The organism is Burkholderia stabilis (genome assembly GCF_001742165.1).
GTDB classification, from domain to species: Bacteria; Pseudomonadota; Gammaproteobacteria; order Burkholderiales; family Burkholderiaceae; genus Burkholderia; species Burkholderia stabilis.
On sequence record NZ_CP016444.1, the window covers coordinates 1 to 16538 of the forward strand.

A 16538-nucleotide genomic window follows, 5' to 3' on the forward strand; every position below is an offset into this window, starting at 1 on the left:
TCAAAATACCGTTTCCCGCTGAGTCTGCGCACGGTCGAGGCGTTGCTTGCTGCGCGGCATTGACCTGACGTACGAGGCGGTGCGACGCGGGTCGGTGACGTTCAGCCCGGGCATTGCCCGACGCAGCCGTACTCGTCAACGACAAACTCGAAAGCTACATTGCGGCAAACCGGGATCCAGGACTGAGCGTCGGGCACCAACAGCACGACGGATTGAGCAACCGTGCGGAGAACTCGCATCTGCCAATGCGCGGAGGTGAGAAGGTGAAGCGTCGTTTCAAATCAGCGCGTTACCTTCGGCGAATTTGCGCCGGCCCGCAATCAGGTGGCAAACATGTTTATGCACTGCCGCTGCAACGTGAACGCGCATGAGAAGCGACAGGCACGCTAGCCAGCCATTGAGGTACGGGAAGCCTTGACAGGAAATCCACTACCGGGTCTTCCTTCTACATACCCCAGGATTCCTTATGTTTCGCGATTTCAACGCACGACCATCAACACCGTGACAGCGCCCGCGCCCCGAAGCTTCGTCACGCTCGCCCCGACAGTGCGTGCGAAGCACGAGCGCGAACCGCCATTGCGCACGCTCGTCCCTCAGGCCCGAATCATCCCTCCCAAATAGCCGAATTCGTGGATGAACTGCGCCGGCTCGTCACGGACGGTTGCCGTTGTGGTCGTCTGCGGTGCCGATGACGTATCCGCCACGGCCGGCGTCTCAGCCCTGTCGACCTGCGGCACGAAAGCCGCATCGTCGACGGGTTGCAATGGGGGACTCGGTGGGTCGCTCACATCGGTCTGCGTGCCGTCACGATGCGCTGGCTGAATCGCGGTGTTCTCGCCGCGCAGCCTGGCCGGATCGCGCAACACGGTCCGGAATCCGTGGCGGCGCGGCTCGGCATGAAACACTGTGCCTGCGTTGATCTCACACATGTTGCCGACGATCTTCGCGTACGCATCGAGGAGCAGCCGCCCTTCTCCGCAAAAATAGCTCGTGCGCTCATCGATCGAACCCGCGGCGGTGAGGCGCGCCCTTGCTGCCGTCAGGTCGATGCCGGTCAGATCCACATCATCCGCCCACGATTCGTCCGCATCCGGAGGCGGCCACACACCGTTCGCCGCCGAGCCCGGCGCGTTCAGCTGCGCGCGCCGTGCGTGGCCCGCCACTCGACTGAACGGCTCCGACGCGAGCATACGGAAGAATTCGTTGACCTTCGGCGCATCCTCGATGCGGGTGCCCTGACGCGTGGCCTGCGCCTTCGCATCGAGGAACACCGCGTAACGTTCGACCGTATCGACGATGGTCGACGACGTGGCAAAGTAGCCGTTTCGTACAAGAGGATTCGCATCGAAGCGCGCCTTCAGGCCTTCGGGCGTCGCTTCGTCCGAATGGTCGAGCAAGGCGGCAAGCCTCGGATGCTGCAGGATCTGATAGCTCAGATCCGAGCCCATGATCTCGCCCGCGAACCCCTGTGATGCGTCGGTATGCGAAATACCCGGCGTGAACACGCCGACGGGGGTCGGTATGGTCACCGACTCATTCAATCCTGCGTTCTGGTTGTTGAACACGCGCACGTACTGCAGATGCGTCGCCTTCGCACTCAGCTCCGGCGGCTGCCGGAACTTCATCACGATCGTGCAGCCTTCCGACGCGTCGAAAACGAGGCCCTGCATCTGGCGCGCGATCTCGGCGCTGTCGATTTTCGGCTCGTCCGCGGCGAGCGCTTCGTTGAGTTTGTTGAGCGTCTTTCGCACCGCCATCCCGAGCGCCGCGCCGGCCAGCGGCTTGCCGCCGTTCGCCGTGAGCGTGATCTGCCAGAACTTGCCGGCCCGGATCGGATTGATCTGATGGTCCGCGTAGAGGAATTTCGCTTCCGCGCTCAGCGTCATGCTGCCCGCTTCGTTCGTGACGCTGACCGGGCCGAGCGACTTGTTCCAGTGACCGAGCAGCGCACCCATGACGTTGACGGTCGCTCCACCCGACGCGGTACCGCGCAACACCGCATGCCACCGCTGCCACTTCCCGCGCTCCTCGAGCGGGCCGTTCTTCTGCACGTCGTAGTTCTTCATCGGCAGATAGACTTTGTCCAGCAGTTCGCGCGCCTGCGCATAGCTGCGGTCCGCCTGGATCACTGCGCCCCGGCTGTTCTCGTCGGCGTTGCGCGACAGACGTTCCTTGGCGATGCCGATATGCGTTCCCACCGCGCCGAGCGCGAGGCTGATGCTCGCATAGCTCGCGGACACGAATTTGTCCGGATGGGCAAGCGCGTCCGCCTCGGGATAGCGGCCGTGCCAGACCGTCTCGTTGATCCATGCAAAGGCTTCGCCGCGCAGCGCTTCGAGTTGCTCGCTCGCGGCGCGCGGCATGAAGCGGTCGCTGCGCGCGAGCACCGTCGCGGCGTACGCGATAAAGCTCAGATAATGCTGCTTCAACGCATCCGCCGCCTCACCGGCGCGCTCGAGGTGCTCGACGGTCGGACGCCGGATCACATCGTGGAATTGCGACGGAATCGATGCTTCATCGCCGTAGATGGCCTCGTCGCGCGCCGACAGGGCCGGCAGCGGTTCTGCACCGCGCTCGCGTTGCAGGCGTTCGCGCGTCATCCCGTAGAGCCCGAGTGCGGCCGGCGGTACGCCGTTGCACAGCGCGTCGAGTTGCCGGTGCACGGCAAGCGTCGCCTTCAGGTCCTTGTGGTGCGACAGGTCGAGAATCTGATGCGGCGCGTTGGCCGTTTCAACGAAGAACTGCATCAGTTCGCCGCGCGCGAGCAAATCCAGCGCGACCTTTGCACCGATATTCTGACTGCCGTCCGTCGACCGGCCCAGGCGCGCGTCGACGCCGAGCGTCGCGTCGCGAAATGCCACCGGGCGATTCGCGTACCCGACGGAATCCGGCACATCCTTGCGCGTTGCCGGCGGTAGCGGCTGGCGATCGGCAAGGCGCTGCCGCACGACGTCGCCAACAGCCGGATACGCGGCCTCGATGATCTCGCCGAATCGCGGCGTGCCGCCACGGCTGCGCAGCGTCTCGTCGAGCGCCATCGCGAGAAGCGCCGACTTCACGCCATTGAAACCCTTCTCGAGTTTTTTATCGGCCAGGAAATAAGGCCGCCCGGGTTCGCGCACGTAATTGCGGCCGAGAAGTTGCGACACCGCCGCCGCGATGCGCTGCCGGCCGTGCACGAGCTTGCGCGTATTCGGGCCGGCCGACGTGACGATCGAACGGTTCGCGTCCCGGTTCGCCACCAGCGTCAGCAAATCCTTCAGGTTGGCGTGTTCGAAGTAGGTATCGCCGCCCGAGTATGACGCCTGGCCGTTGACGCGCGCGGCCCAGCCCGATATCTCGGTGCCGACACCGCCCTGAACGGTCGCGCCGGCCGACGGAAAGAACAGGACATCGAAATCGTCATCGGAAAGCACGGTACTGCCGCCCGACGCGTTGCCGCTGACGTTGCCGATACCCGTTGAATAACCCAGGCTCGCGCCCGAACTCGTCACCACGTTCGGGCCCGACACACCCTCGCTGATGCCGTGCGCCACACGTTCGAGCCGCTCGGCTTCGCGATCGGTGTAATCCGCCATCAGATCCGGCGCCGCCGCGCTGATGTGAGCGCGCTTCAATTCCGTCATCAGGGCGGAAAAGAGGTCATGCTCGCGTGCCGATGCCGCACCCGCGCCGCCGGCGTTGCGCTTCACGTAGTTGCGGTCGAGGTAACGCGTCAGCGCTCTCGACGTGCGCGCCGCCCGGGCAAAACCATCGCGAACGGCAAGATGCCGCTGGTCCGGCGGCACATTCGTGGCGTCGGCGGCATCGCCGATTTCCGTGAGTTCCGTGGCAAGACGGGCTCGCAGTGCCGTGACGCGCGGATGCCTGTTCGCGACGTCGGCCGGGATGTCGGGCAGCGCCGCCAGCAACGCACTCACGGTCTGCCGCAGGTGGGCTGCATCGAGCGCACCGGAATCGGGATGAATGACCGCGCCGGCAGGGAGTGCGACGGCCGGCGGCGGCGTTTCCGTCGTCAGCACATCGAGTTCGATGGCTTGACGGGCTTCGTGCTCCACCATTTCACCTGCAGGCGGCTGCGCGGTTTCCCGTATTCTCGCGGCTCTATCGCGTGAAACTGCCTCGCGATAGATCGCGCGTGCGCCCCGTCCTCTCACACCCGGATTCCTGAGCGCCAGGTCCAGCCCCTCGTCGCTCAGACCGCTTGCGGCGGCAGTCTGCCTGGTTGCCGTGACCTTGTCGACGAGATCGCGCAGCTTGCCCGGCATCGACGTGCTCGCTTTCGCGCGTTGCCCGGCTTCCCGCAATCGCGGCGACGTTTCACGCGATTCCTCGGTCTCGACGCGATTGAACCGCATCATCATGCTTGTTAACTTCATTTGGGGGACTCCAGCGACGACGCGATGAGCCGGCTCGACACATCGCCGACCGGTGTCATTCATGACCTCTTCATGACCGCTGTACGACTGCTGCATGACGATCGTAGATTCGCACTGGCGCGCCAGAGTCAGGGGAAGCGAAGCAATGGCCAACATTGCGAAGCGGGCTCCGGTCGGCCGGGCACGCAGGGGAACCAATCGCTTGTCATGGCGGGGCTGACGTACCGCGTGAGAGCGCGTGTTGCATGAAGCTGCGTGCAACGCTGGCGCATCAGTCGACGGGGCAAGGCGCGATGCATTCGTCGGGTGCGCCGTCTTCTTGCGCCGTCTTCTTGCGCCGTCTTCTTGCGCCGTCTTCTTGCGTCGTCTCTTTCGTCGCGGCACAACCTTCGTTACGCTCGAGGCGCTACTTTTTCACCAGGCTTTTCACATATTCAGTCGTCACGACCTCCGATTCTCCGGAGCTGGCATCGTAGGTCATGAAAGGGAGCTCGACGCCGTTGTTGGCTGCCGCGTATTGTCTTTTCAATTCGAGTGCGGCTTCGGGTGCATGCGGGCTGACGAATATTGCCTGAACATCCTGTGGGCGAGGCGCGAGCAGATTTTCGTTGTGCGGAAGAACCGTCCTGACGGAGTATTTCGGCTTTCCAGTGCCGCTGCGGCCGGACTCTATATAGGCCATCTGCCGCTCCGGGGGCATCGCACCCAGCTTCGGCAATGAATGGTCGATTGACGCGTGTTGTTCCGGGGTCAGCTTGCCGTTCAACTGATCCCGATATTCGGAGAATGGCCGGGCAGGAGCGCCTGCGGCAAACGCCGGCACATGCTGTTTCAACGCATCCGCCAGCACGTATTTCGAGCTCTTGTCTGGGGCCGTGCCATTCTGGCGCCGGGCCATCTCCTGGTATTTCGCCTTCAGCGAGGCCGTGCTCTCGAAAATATGGGGGCGCCTGATATCGGTGTCGGCCTCTTCCTGTGCATAGTATCTTTCCAGCGTCGCGCGCACCGCATGCGAATGTTCGTCAGGTGACGAAGCGGGCGCCTGACGCAAAACATTTTGATAATGCGGATCCGTCATCAGGACGTTGGTGCCCATGTCCTTTTTGGCACCGACGATCATTGGCGTGTCCTGGCTGAACATCAGGCCGGTGCGTGTGTTCTGCTGATACGCTTTGAAAGGCCCCGTGCCGATCGCGGTGGCAGTGAGCCCTCCCATGCGATTTTTCTTGCGGGTATCCTCGGCAAGACTGTCAGGGCCAACGACCTGCAACGTGTGGATATAGCCAGGACGCAGCGCGGCTTTCGCCTCGGATTCGTGGAGATCCGGTCTTCCATGAGGGGCACCTTCCCTGCCCGTGGCATGGGTGCCGTCGGCCTTCGGAGGCCGGCTTTTCAGGCCACCCAGTATGGAACCACCCTCCGGCCGAAGCCCGGGCGCCAAAGTGCCCTTGCCGTCTGCATGCGTTCGCGCACCTGTTGCCACATCGCGGCAACCTGTATCTACGGCATCTACGTTCTCGGTGCAGACTTTCGGCATCGCTGACCTCTCAGACGAACCTTCCTGAAGACGAGCGCCCTCATGGGTGGAAATCGCTCGCCAGCGGCTAGCCCGATCTCGAGTCCGGCCGCACTTTCTCCCAAGTCAAACGTCAGTTGGCGCGGCATTCCCGATGTTCGCCGACCGAAGGCGACTCTTTCAGGTACCACCAACTTGAACAATGCCGAAGAATAATTCACTACACGCTACGTCCCCCGTGCAACAAGGGGCACGCCCGACACGAAGCGACGTTGATAAAACCGTAATCGACATGGTTCTTGCCTGTGATCGCCCTCCTTCACGAAGATAACCGTCGCCTTTCGAAAGATCTCGATGCCGGGCTTCACGCTGGCCGGTTCCTGGCGCAGCCTGCCGACCCCGGCGTTCCGATCGTCGACCGGACGACGGCTCAACACCGGCACGCCCGGAGCCGGTACTGCCGTCGTCACCTCTAACTCCCGACCCACACCGTCGGCCGCCGTCCGCGCCACGGCCGCGATTGCTCCAGTTGCCCGGCAAGCCGCAGCAACCTGTCTTCACGCGCGAAACCCGCCGCGAACTGCACCCCGATCGGCAACCCCGTCGTCGGGTCGCTCTCCAGCGGCACCGACATCGCCGGCCCGCCTGCGACATTGAACGGCGGCGTGAATGGTGAATGCCGGAACACCCGATCCGTCCACTCGAGTCCGTTCATCGATTCCGAACCCTGCGCATAGGTGCCGATGGCCGGCGCATGATGCGGCAACGTCGGCGTCAACAGCACGTCGAACCGTTCGAACCACGCGCCGACCGCGCGCGTGACGGTGTTCCGCACCTCCAGCGCGGCTGCGTAATCCGTCGCCCGCGCGTGCCGGCCGTACCGGACGCAGGCCAGCGTCGCAGGTTCAAGCGTCGTTGCGTCGATCGGCCGCCCGGTCGCCGCGGCGATGCCGTCGATCCAGCCGACCATCGTTGCCGTCCAGATCGTCGCGTTCGCCTGCACGAGCGCCTCCCACGACACCCCGAGGCCTGGTGCCTCGAGACTCACGTGATGACCCAGCCCTTCGAGGTGGCGCGCGGTGTCGTTGACGGCCGCCGCGATCGCCGGGTCGGTACGGTCGCCGTTCCACGGGTCGATCATCACGCCGATCCTCAGCCGCCCGGGATCGCGGCCAACCTCGGAAAGGAAGCTGTTCGCCGGCGCGGACGTGACATACGGTTCGCCCGCCGCGTCGCGGTTTTGCACGGCATCCAGCAACGCGGCGCTGTCCCGCACGCTGCGGCTGACGCCCAGCTGGACGCCGAATCCGGAGAACACCTCGTCCAGCGCCGGCCCGTTCGAACTGCGCCCGCGCGTCGGCTTGAGTCCGAACAGCCCGTTGTACGCGGCAGGCACCCGGATCGACCCCGCCGCATCGGTCGCATGCGCGACCGGGACGACGCCTGCCGCGACGGCCGCCGCCGCGCCGCCACTCGAGCCGCCCGCGCTCACCCCGGGCTGCCATGGGTTGCGCGTCGCGCCCTGCAGCGTCGATTCGGTGGTCGTGCTGAACGCCATCTCCGGCGTCGTGGTCCGGCCGATCGTGACCAGGCCGGCGTCGCGAAAGCGCGTCATCAGCGCGGAATCGCCGGCCGCCACGCATCCTTGCGCAAGGCGGCTGCCCAGCTCGGCGCGCTTGCCTGCCATCGAGATGGCGATGTCCTTGATCAGGAATGGCACGCCGGCCAACGGCCCGCCGCAGTCGAGCGACACGCGTCCGCTTGCGTCGAGCGGCCAATGCTCGACGATCGCGTTGAGATCCGGATTGACGGCGTCGGCCGCCGCGCGGGCCAGCTCCGCCAGTTCCGCGGGGGTCACTTCCCGGGCGGCGACGAGCCTGGCCAGACCGACGCCGTCGAGGTTGGCGTATTCGCCGAGATTCATGGGGTTCTCCGGTTGGTTCGATACCGGTGAAGATAGGGGATCGGCGCGCCGCCGATTAGCCCGTCGGCGTGGCAAGCATTGCCCCATCGATGGAACAATGGACGTGTTAGCCTTTTGCTCCCTCATCACGACCGTTCCGGACAAGAATGCATCCATGGCAAGGGATCTGAACGACACGCTCATCTTCGTCCGCGTCGTCCAGGCGGGCAGCTTCACCGGCGCGGCCGCTGCACTGCAGATTCCGAAGACGACCGTCAGCCGGCGCGTCCAGGAACTGGAAGCCCATCTCGGCGCGCAGCTGCTGCACCGGACCACGCGCAAGCTGCGGCTGACCGAGGCGGGTACGGCCTACTTCGAGCAATGCCGCGCGATTGCCGACCAGCTCGATGCGGCAGAAAGCGCGGTGCACCAGTTGCGCGACGGCCCGCGCGGCTGGCTGCGCGTGACCGTGCCGTATTCGTTCGGCGTCACCTGGATCGCCCCGCTGATCGCGGGCTTCTGTTCGCGCTACCCCGATGTCCGGCTCGAAATCGTCGCGACGCATGTGTCGCTCGACCTGTTCGCCGAAGACGTGGATATCGCGCTGCGCTTCGGCCTCCTCCCGGATTCGAGCCTGATCGCGCGGCGCCTCGGCAGCTTCGCGACGTCGATCTATGCCAGCCCTGCGTATCTGGACGCGCACGGCGCGCCAGCCGGGCCGGACGATCTGCGACGTCATCCGGCCCTGGCGCTGCATCAGGCCAAGGGCACCGGTTGCTACATCTGGACGCTGCGCAAACCGGGCCGCAAGCCGGAGCACTACCCGCTCGACCCGGTGATCGTCGCGAGCGATCCCGCGTTGATCCTCGATGCGGCGCGCGCGGGGCAAGGCCTGATGCTGGCGATGGACATGAGCATGGCGCCGGACGTCGAGGCGGGCCGGCTGCGCCGCGTATTGCCGGACTGGATGGGGCCGCCGCAGGATCTGAATGCGCTGTTCCCGAAAGAACGCGCGCCGTCGCCCAAGGTGCAGGCGTTCGTCCGTTATCTCCAGGAACAGCTGAGCTTCACCGACCGTCGTCCGTGAGATCCGCTCGGGACGCGCGCCATGCGCTCCAGGTTTGCGGCTGCCCGCCCGGGTTTTGTTCCGCGTATTGATGGAACAAATAAAGGAACGACAATCGGTCTTGTCGAAAGACGGCGTTCTGTCCACCGATCTTTTTCAATTCATAGCGCCCCAGCCCGCCTTGCCGGTCGATGATGCCGTCGGCCGATACACGTCGAGCGTTGCGCAACATGTCATAGACCGCCATGAACGTGGTCGTGCGCCCTCTGCCACCCTTGCAATGCACGTGCATTGCCGCGTCCGGCGGCATCTGGCGGACGATATCGACGAACCGGTCGACGGCTTCGTTGTCCGGCCGCAGGTGGTCGGTGACCGTCAGGCGGGCATATTTTGCCCCGGTGCTTTCGACGAGTTCCCGCTCGCTGACGATCTCCGGACGATTCAGCGTGACCGACCTCATGGGCCGGGTGCCCGTCTTGAAATCTTCCGCGCTATCGATCTTCAGATGCTCGCTTCCACGAAGACCGTCGATCCAGGCGGCTTCGCGCTGCAACGCTTCGTCGTGTGAAAGGCCCACGTTGGCCCAATCTTTCGGGCCGCGTAGCGTCAGTGTGTAACGGTCGGCCACCGCGTGCGGCTCCTGACGGAGATCGACGATATACAGGTGCTCCGGATGCTGAACGTTCGCAGCGCTTGCGATACGTTTGATTTGCTCGGTCGTCGCGATCGTATCGCTCCCCGACAACCGCAATTCGCCGAGCCCTTCCCGGTTCAGGTCCGCCGGAAGGGCACTCAGGTCATTGGTCGTCCGGAAGTATCTGAAATATTCCGCGCTGCCGTCCTGGTCTGCCGGCTGTGGCATGTAGTCGAAGGTCAGGATCGGATTCAGCTCTCGTGGAGGCTGTGCGAAGCTCGGCTTCCTCGGCGGGGATGTGACGTGCGGTAGCCTGGCGGGATTTTCGTCATTGGGCGAGTTCCGTCGCGCCTGAAAAAATGGCGATAGACCAGCATGCGGGCCTGAATTCTCGACGAACGACGGCCTTCGTTTTGCCTCGTGAATATCGATACCCTCGGATTTCAATTCGCCATCAACCGAGGTTCCGGAGCCGTGCAAATTACCGATTTTAGTCATGATGTTCCACGAATTGATGGTCGATTGATCTCAAATAACAGATTCGCATCACTCCACATGAAATCAAGAATCCAAATTGATGCCCAGTTTCCCGACGAGCAATGAAATCTTCCCTTTCAGGATAGCTATCTGCTCCTTGTTTTCTGAATTTTCTTTAATCAATCTTGAATTCAATGTTCTCAATACGTCACTTTCATTCTGGATTAGCTTTCCGCTATCGATCAATGTTTTTGTCTTGCCCTTCGTCAATCCGGATGCCGTTTTATCGACCGCATCGAATTTCAATTGCAGCGTTTCATTCTTTGCATTGAGACGATCTATTTCCGACCTTGCCTCGCCAAGCTTTTCATGAAGCCCTGAAATTTCCATATCTTTCATTTTTATCAAATCTTCATTTTCTCGCCTCAAAACCGCCTTGCTATCTCGATCACTTCTTATTGACTCGTTGCGCTTCTCGAGCGCCTCTGATTTTTGCTTGATTTCCGAAAGCAACGATTCTGAATGATTTTTCAAGTGTGAAATCTGCCCACTCAGATCATCCACGATTTTGTTATAACCCACCAGTTCGGACTCGAAATCCTCGTTTTCAGTCTTGAGCACATCAATTTCCAACTTCAAATCCTTATTCTCGTCACTCAATGACTTTATTTTTTGCTTCGTGTCCTTCCCGCGCGCCCGCGATGCCGCCTTCTGAGCCTTTGTCCGTTCGTCACGCAATTTCATTGCACTTTGCAACTTGACCAATGTTTCGCCGAGATTTTCATTCAACTTCACAAGATCACGAGCTATTTTTACTTGGTGGCCGCCCAAAGTATCGACCGTGCTGCGGTACTTCTCTTCCAGCATCGCTTCGACTTCCTTCGACGTATAGGTTCTGGTTTCCGTCGAATCATGAGCTTCGGCTAACGCAACCGGGCTGGAACGAAATGTCGGTCGATCCGATCCCTTGTTCAGTTCCTCATCCGAACGATGTTTCCTCAGCGGGATCGCCGAAAGCGCACCAGTGGGCGTATTTTCATGGAACGGGTTATGGGTAGCTTTCTTGAGCGGCGCATTCTCCGACGAACTGATTTCTGACGGCGTCGGGGACTGAGTTGTCCGCGGGATATTGACCATGGGTTCCTCGCACAAATAATGTGGAATCTCCCAATATGACGCATTGCTGAAACGCCGTGACGCCAGAGGCGAACCGGGCAGGCATTTTGCGAACGATCGACTGTCGGAGCGTGTGGCGCTGAAATAGCGACTCGTGCCGACCTGACAGGTCATTCCTGGTAAGCACCCCGATCAACCCGTCCGCTGACTACGCGAGGCGATCCGGCATGGTCGTATATGCCTTCGAGCAATGCGCCGAGATCGATGCCGGTGCCGATTGCCGGAGACCCCGGCGCCACGTGCAGATCCGGCGTCGTGACGTCGACGAAACGCGGATCCGCCAGAACGCCGGCCGCCTCGCTTCCGCTTGCCTGCTGAAACGCCGAAAGCGTCGTCAAAGTCGCATCGTTCCAGATCCAGCGCGCCGCCGGCGCACCACCTTTCGTGAAGTACAGATTGTTCTGGAACGCCGCGGGCCCGCTGTCGCCCGACACCGGGCTGTTCACCAGCACGCCCTGGTCATTGGCGTACAGCAGGTTGTTGGCGAACAGGTTGTTGCGCGCGTTGTACTGAATCTGGAATTCCCCCGTACCCGATCGCATCGTGTCGTTCTCGAACAAGGTGTTGTTCACGATCGTGCAATGCTCGGTACCGCCGACGGTCGATGCATAACCGCCAATCGAAATGCCCGTCACGTTGCTGTTCCACACGAGATTGTTGCGCGCCGTGACGTAGCTTGTGACGCGGCCATCGTGTTCGCTCGCGAGCTCAATGCCCAGATCCGCGCCGTGCACCGTGTTCCGCTCGATCGTGATCCGCGTTCCGCCATCGACATAAATGCCGCCGGCGCCGGGCTTGCCGTCGTAGGCAGGATTGGTCACTGAACTGACGTTGTCGATGACATTGCCGGCGATCCAGCCGTTGCGCGCCTGATTCACCCCCTTCGCCGATGCCGTGTCCTCGAAGCCGATCGCATCGATGCCGATATTGTTGTTGTCGTGGACGCGGTTGTTGGTCACTTGCCAGTTCGCGACATTGCCGTTGACCGTCAGGGACTCGCTGTACCCGGTCGTCAGGTGATCGATCTCGTTGCCGTCGATGATCAGGTCGCTGATCGGCTCGACGCCTCTCCCGTACACCGCGAGCCCGAATGCGCTGCCGGCGGGCGATTCGACCGTCGTCGAAATGTGGTGGATATGGTTGTCGCGGATCTCGATGTGATGCCCCGAGCCGTTGACATAGATGCCGAGCGGCACCGAATCCTCCGAGTTCGACGTGAAATTCGTCAACTGCAACCCGATCACGCGCACATAACTCGCATTGCTGATCGTGACGAGCCCCTGCTGGTCTTGCGCCTCCAGCCCAGTGCCGTCGATGGTCGCGGTCGCGCCCGGTGCGGCCGTCAACGTGATGAATCCGGCTGTGGCCGAGCCCGATCGGGCGATCGTGACCAGTTCGTTATAGGTACCGCCTTCGACTTGCACGGTGCCGCCAACTGGAACGACCGAGACTGCGTGCTGGATGGTGCGCCAGGGTGTGGCAGGGCTGCCGTCGGCGGAATCGTTGCCGGTGGTTGAAACGACGTAGACCGGGCTGTCGTAATTGGCTGCCGCGACACTGACCGACGCAGCGCCCGACGAAAGCGGCATGACCTGCGACACGGCAGTCACTGTCGCGCTCAGCGTTTTGGTCGCACCGGCCGGCGCGGTGTAGACGCCGTCGTCCGAGATCGTGCCGAGACCTGGCGCGCCGCCCGGTACGCCATCGACCATCCACACCACCGATTGATCGCCGCTCCCTGAAACGGTTGCCGAGAACTGCTGCGTGCCGTTCGCAGCCAGCGACACTTGCGCCGGCGACACGACGACTTGTGAGACAGTGCCCGATTTGATAGACGTGGCCGCGAATGACGGATCGGAATCGCCGGAACCACACCCCTGAAGCATCAACGCACATTGCAGCGCTATCGCCAGTTCAAAAAGTATCTTCGAATTTTTCATATGCGTTCCGGTTTCCGACGCATGGCGTGGATACGAGCGCCTCGTCGGTTTCATCGTGTAGCGGGATCAAAGCGGCGTCTGTGTCCGTCACTCGACGGTCCAGGTCCGGGGTTCGGCCGCGCGATCCGTTTGCAATGACCGGCCAATGGGCCGGTACGTCGACGCCGGTACGGGCTTTCAAGAAACCAGACCGTGTGACGGGACCGAGTCAGGCCATCGTTCCAAGAGGCAGGAAGATTCGAGCCCGTCTACGACGAATTCGACAACGGCACGCGGCGCAGAGGTCGACATGGTCGCGGTTCATCGGCAACGGCGCTGCCGCAAACGCGAAAATGCCGTCGAGGGTGCGAAGCACGCGAACTCACGCAGCGCCGAACGCAGCGCAACCCCATCTCACGCGATATCGCATGCCGCGCTTCACGCGCGAAACGATCGAGTGCACGTCCTTCGATCATGTCAAATTTTTTACGCTTCGCATGCGTATCCGCGCGTTCGTCATCCGCGAATGATCGTCCGGACAACTTGATACCGTTGCTTCGTCGATGCCCGTCACCTCGCATCGCATTCTGCTGGCCAACCTCGGACAACGTCATTGAGGACGACATGATCAGAAGCAACCCGGGCGTTTCTGCATCTTCGCAAACCACTCATGCCATCGCGCGATGGGACGCTGATTCACGCTATCGACATCAATCCAGACTCCTGCGACATCTGGTCGATCTGGTCACCTGGCTTTACACGTTCGGCGGCTATCTGCTGTCGCTGTATCTGGTCACGCGGCCGGGCTGGATGCTGCCGCTTGCGGGCGTACCGTTGATGGCCCATACGATGATCCTGAGTGCGCTGCTCACGCACGAATGCATGCATGGAACGATGAGCAAGCGTCCCGCGCTCAACGCGCATCTCGGACGCGCATCGACGCTGATCAGCGGGGCCTGCTATGTGCCTTATGCGCTGCTGCGGCGGCAGCATCTCGATCATCATCGCAATCGCGTCGGCTACGACGGTTTTTCGATTACCCGCTGGGTGGCGTCGCTACCGCCCGCGCTGCGCCGCGTCGTCATGGCGCTCGAGTGGTGCTACGTTCCGGTTCTAAGTTACGTCGCGCGGTTTCGCTCGCTGGCCATGCCGTTCTTGCAGGCGCAGCATCGCCCGCTGAGAACCCGGATCGCGATCGTCCTTTTGCTGCGCGGCGCGTGCTACCTGGCGCTGCTTTCGATCTCACCGTGGAGCTGGCTCTGGATCTTCTGCGCGCACGGGGCGATGCTGACGATCCTGCGCATCTACGATTGCTTTCACCACACCTTCGAAGTCATCGCGCTCGGCACGCCGATGCCCCGGCTCGAACGCGACTACGAGCAACGCAATACCTACTCGTCGCTGATCAGTCGCGAGCATATGTGGCTAAACCGCATCTTTCTCAACTACGGATTTCACAACGCCCATCACGCGTTCCCGCACGCGCACTGGACGGATCTGGCGCGTATCGACGCAGCACTTTATCCGGCATCACGCGCCCACTGCATTCATCGGCGCGAGCTGCTGCGCGGATACCATCGTCATCGAGTCGCTCGCATTCTCGAAGGGCTGGGCAGGCCGGAGGTGATCGACGGGAAGCTGGTGATGGATCGCTACTACGGGATCGTCATGAATATCTCGTTCATTGTTTACGACGTTTGAAAGGAGAACGGTATGGACGATATCGTGCAGTTGTCCGGCAACGGAAATGCGGCCGAGTCGGGGCGCGCTTTCTCGTATGAAATGGCTGTCAGCCACCTGACCACCCCGAAGGCGATGTTCATGTGTCTCGCGACCATCGAACCCGGTGAGACCATTCCACCTCACATGCACCCCGAAGGAACGGAGACGATCCTTCATATCCTGAGCGGTCGTGTCGAGCACCGATACGGGAAAAATCTCGAAAAAACGATGCTCAATCAGCCGGGGGACTTCATTTTCATTCCGGGAAACGTTCCGCATCAGCCAGTCAACCTGAGTTCGACCGAGCCCGTGACGGCCATCGTCGCCTGCAATTTCGACATCAGCATCGACGGGAATTCGATCCCGTATGCGGGCTCGTCGTGACGCCGAAATCCTGATTCACGGTTCGACCGACCGGTTACTTGAGCATCCTTGGAGACTGAATCGGGTCGGCTTCCATCGTCGGCGCGCCCGCAGCAGCTCAGGCAGCGATGTGGCGGATTTTTGCGCATCCCGGCCCCCCGACGAGAATGTCGCAGCGGCGGAAGGTCATGCCGCCACTGCGTCGCTCAGGTAGACATCGTTTCGCGCCCGGAAGGACAACACGGCAAACGGAGCGGATCATGACGTCGCATCCGGGAGACACGCCCCCAAAGCGTCGATATGTCGGCACGCAGGCTCCCATCACGCAACGGACGACTCCATGCCGCGCATCCCGCCCTCTCCTTCACCCGGTACATCGGACTTCTCCAGCCGTTCTACGTCACCGGATCCGAGCAATGCGAGCACGGACGGACGACCCGCAACGCCAACGGCGGAACCGCCGCCGCTGCCCGAGAAGCCGCAGTTCCTCAAGGACCTTCAGTCGAGGCTGGCCGCGTCATCCAGGCCCGATTCGAGGCCGCACGCACGAAAGATTGCGGAAACGAACGTGCGGATGGCCGAGGCCAATCTCGTGACAACGCAACATGCATTCGAACTGGCACGGCACTTCGGTGGCGTGACGTCACGTCACGCTGACTCGCTCGCGTCGGCGCAGAGCAGGCAAGAAAATGCGCAAGCTGCCCTCGGCACACTCATCCAGCAGGAAGCGGACGGGCTAACGCCGGCGTCACCGACAAGCGTGCGGCACGAAAACACGCTGCGCTTTGCAGACGAACAACTGGACGTGCTTGCTGCACAACACCGGCCCGGTGAACTGGCAGATCGTATGCACGCGCCGGACCACGATCGCCCGGCCGGTTCCGCCCCTCGCACAACGATCGGCAGCCCCGGACCTGATGAATCCGGACAAGGCTCGCGCAGACCTGCCCGCCCCTTGCATGTGCAGGATGTCGTCCTGGACTACATCGGGGAATTCATGCCTGCGGGGTCAGCGCGAAACAAGGGTTCTTTGGAGATATCGGAGGATCTGGTGGAGATCGGTGGCCGCCTCGGGATCGAGCAAAGCGCGCTGGACAGGTTTCGGCAAGATTATTTCTGGTCCAATCCGCCCAACCAGCAAAAAGCGGCCCTTGACGATATGGAAGCTCAACTGGACGCCGCCGCAAAACGAAAGCTCGATTCGCGGCATTACGGTACGGTGCGCACGGCAATCGACGAGCTCATCAAGCAGGTACGCCATACCGCGCATCGCACGGAAAACCCGGAAAGTGCGGTGCCGACGAAAAGGACGCGTCTCTGAGTACTCCCCGGGGTTTGCGCACAACCACTGCTTCACGTGAGGGCGCCGATACACGCGCCGGC

At 62.1% G+C, this 16538-nt stretch carries 11 protein-coding genes; 4 read left to right on the forward strand and 7 right to left on the reverse strand.

Annotated elements, in window-relative coordinates:
- Nucleotides 1–593 precede the first annotated feature (593 nt).
- The 4 genes from BBJ41_RS32685 to BBJ41_RS32695 all read right to left on the reverse strand — a co-directional run bounded on the left by BBJ41_RS32685 (nucleotide 594) and on the right by BBJ41_RS32695 (nucleotide 7819).
- On the reverse strand, nucleotides 594–4379 hold the full coding sequence (locus BBJ41_RS32685) for a hypothetical protein (protein WP_156814943.1): 3786 nt from the start codon (nucleotides 4377–4379) through the stop codon (nucleotides 594–596).
- A 406-nt stretch (nucleotides 4380–4785) separates the two neighbouring features.
- Nucleotides 4786–5916 carry a hypothetical protein gene (locus tag BBJ41_RS32690; protein ID WP_156814944.1) on the reverse strand — a complete coding sequence of 377 codons (1131 nt, stop codon included), beginning with the start codon at nucleotides 5914–5916 and terminating at the stop codon, nucleotides 4786–4788.
- A 206-nt stretch (nucleotides 5917–6122) separates the two neighbouring features.
- The gene (locus BBJ41_RS40820) at nucleotides 6123–6365 is read right to left on the reverse strand and encodes a hypothetical protein (protein ID WP_156814945.1); all 243 of its coding nucleotides are present in this window, start codon (nucleotides 6363–6365) and stop codon (nucleotides 6123–6125) included.
- 2 nt (nucleotides 6366–6367) lie between these two features.
- Nucleotides 6368–7819, reverse strand: a complete 1452-nt coding sequence (locus tag BBJ41_RS32695; protein ID WP_069750492.1) for an amidase — start codon at nucleotides 7817–7819, stop codon at nucleotides 6368–6370.
- Between the two features lie 154 nt (nucleotides 7820–7973).
- On the opposite strand from BBJ41_RS32695, the gene BBJ41_RS32700 reads away from it, so the two are divergent.
- Nucleotides 7974–8885 (forward strand): LysR family transcriptional regulator, encoded by a 912-nt coding sequence (locus tag BBJ41_RS32700; RefSeq protein ID WP_069750493.1) that lies wholly within the window; start codon nucleotides 7974–7976, stop codon nucleotides 8883–8885.
- Here the strand turns inward: BBJ41_RS32700 and BBJ41_RS32705 are convergent.
- The 3 genes from BBJ41_RS32705 to BBJ41_RS32715 form a co-directional block, all read right to left on the reverse strand.
- A complete protein-coding gene (locus BBJ41_RS32705; protein ID WP_083282077.1) occupies nucleotides 8866–9996 on the reverse strand; it encodes a phosphatase domain-containing protein in 1131 nt (376 codons plus the stop codon). The two genes, BBJ41_RS32700 and BBJ41_RS32705, sit on opposite strands and share 20 nt — an antisense overlap.
- Before the next feature lie 63 nt (nucleotides 9997–10059).
- Nucleotides 10060–11112 (reverse strand): coiled-coil domain-containing protein, encoded by a 1053-nt coding sequence (locus BBJ41_RS32710; protein WP_156814946.1) that lies wholly within the window; start codon nucleotides 11110–11112, stop codon nucleotides 10060–10062.
- Nucleotides 11113–11261: 149 nt separating this feature from the next.
- The gene (locus tag BBJ41_RS32715; RefSeq protein ID WP_167362239.1) at nucleotides 11262–13091 is read right to left on the reverse strand and encodes a DUF1565 domain-containing protein; all 1830 of its coding nucleotides are present in this window, start codon (nucleotides 13089–13091) and stop codon (nucleotides 11262–11264) included.
- Nucleotides 13092–13694: 603 nt separating this feature from the next.
- Between BBJ41_RS32715 and BBJ41_RS32720 the strand changes: the two genes are divergently transcribed.
- The 3 genes from BBJ41_RS32720 to BBJ41_RS32730 all read left to right on the forward strand — a co-directional run bounded on the left by BBJ41_RS32720 (nucleotide 13695) and on the right by BBJ41_RS32730 (nucleotide 16476).
- A complete protein-coding gene (locus BBJ41_RS32720; RefSeq protein WP_069750496.1) occupies nucleotides 13695–14771 on the forward strand; it encodes a fatty acid desaturase family protein in 1077 nt (358 codons plus the stop codon).
- Between the two features lie 12 nt (nucleotides 14772–14783).
- Nucleotides 14784–15176, forward strand: coding sequence for a cupin domain-containing protein (locus tag BBJ41_RS32725; RefSeq protein WP_069750497.1), 393 nt, complete (start codon nucleotides 14784–14786; stop codon nucleotides 15174–15176).
- A gap of 553 nt (nucleotides 15177–15729) precedes the next feature.
- Nucleotides 15730–16476, forward strand: coding sequence for a hypothetical protein (locus BBJ41_RS32730; RefSeq protein ID WP_069750498.1), 747 nt, complete (start codon nucleotides 15730–15732; stop codon nucleotides 16474–16476).
- The last annotated feature ends 62 nt before the right edge of the window (nucleotides 16477–16538 follow it).